Origin of the sequence: Bacillus sp. AFS059628 (assembly GCF_002571225.1) — a bacterium.
Classification (GTDB): Bacteria; Bacillota; Bacilli; order Bacillales; family Bacillaceae_G; genus Bacillus_A.
Genome location: NZ_NVEC01000119.1, coordinates 1 through 1173, shown reverse-complemented (window position 1 = coordinate 1173; position 1173 = coordinate 1). Strand labels below are relative to the sequence as shown.

The following is a 1173-nucleotide window of genomic DNA, read 5'->3' as shown; positions in this document are numbered from 1 at the left end:
AAGAACGCGAAGTGAGTAGGTGGGAGATGAATTGGCTTCGGACAAGGGATGGCAGAAAGCCATCTTAATCGTTCGACATACATAAACTGTTACTTCACTACCAATCGAATGTATGTTCGTTATATAATAGAACTATATCGAAATGGGGGTGAAATGAATGATGATCAATAAAGCATATAAGTTCCGTATCTATCCAAATAAAGCACAAGCGACACTAATCAATAAAACGATTGGTTGTTCTCGTTTTGTATTCAATCATTTCCTATCTCTATGGGATCATGCATATAAAGAAACAGGACAAGGTTTGACATATGGTACTTGCTCTGCCAAGCTTCCTGCCATGAAGAAAGAGTTTGTTTGGCTAAAAGAAGTGGATAGTATTGCGATTCAGTCATCTGTTCGCAACCTTGCGGATGCTTATACACGCTTTTTCAAAAAACAAAACAGTGCCCCGCGTTTCAAATCTAAGAAGAACAACGTGCAATCTTATACCACAAAACAAACAAATGAAAACATTGCCGTCGTAGGAAACAAAATAAAATTGCCAAAACTAGGTCTTGTTCGATTTGCCAAAAGTCGTGAAGTAAAAGGACGTATTTTAAATGCTACAGTTAGACGGAACCCTTCTGGCAGATACTTTGTGTCATTGTTAGTTGAAACAGAAGTGCAAGAACTTCCGAAAACAAATTCTTACATTGGAATGGATGTGGGACTAAAAGATTTCGCCATTTTGTCAGATGGAACAACCTATAAAAATCCGAAGTTTTTTCGATCATTAGAAGAGAAATTGGCAAAAGCACAGCGTGTTCTTTCTAGAAGAATGAAAGGATCTTTTCGCTGGAATAAACAACGAGTAAAAGTAGCTAGAATTCATGAATACATGGCAAATGCTAGAAAAGATTACTTGGACAAAGTCTCGACTGAAATCATCAAAAACCACGATGTTATCGGTATAGAGGATTTGCAAGTATCGAATATGTTAAAGAATCATAAGTTAGCAAAAGTAATTAGTGAGGTATCATGGTCACAATTTCGAACCATGTTGGAATATAAGGCAAAATGGTACGGCAAACAAATCATTGTCGTATCGAAAACATTTGCTTCAAGCCAATTATGTTCTTGTTGTGGATATCAAAACAAAGACGTTAAAAATCTAAACCTACGTAAATGGGA

Annotated in this window: 1 protein-coding gene; it reads left to right on the top strand. The window is 36.5% G+C overall.

Annotated features, from left to right (window positions below):
• Window positions 1-157: 157 nt before the first annotated feature.
• Window positions 158-1173 (top strand): IS200/IS605 family element RNA-guided endonuclease TnpB (gene tnpB, locus COL05_RS29420; RefSeq protein WP_098671176.1); only part of this gene is annotated, 1016 nt, incomplete at its 3' end.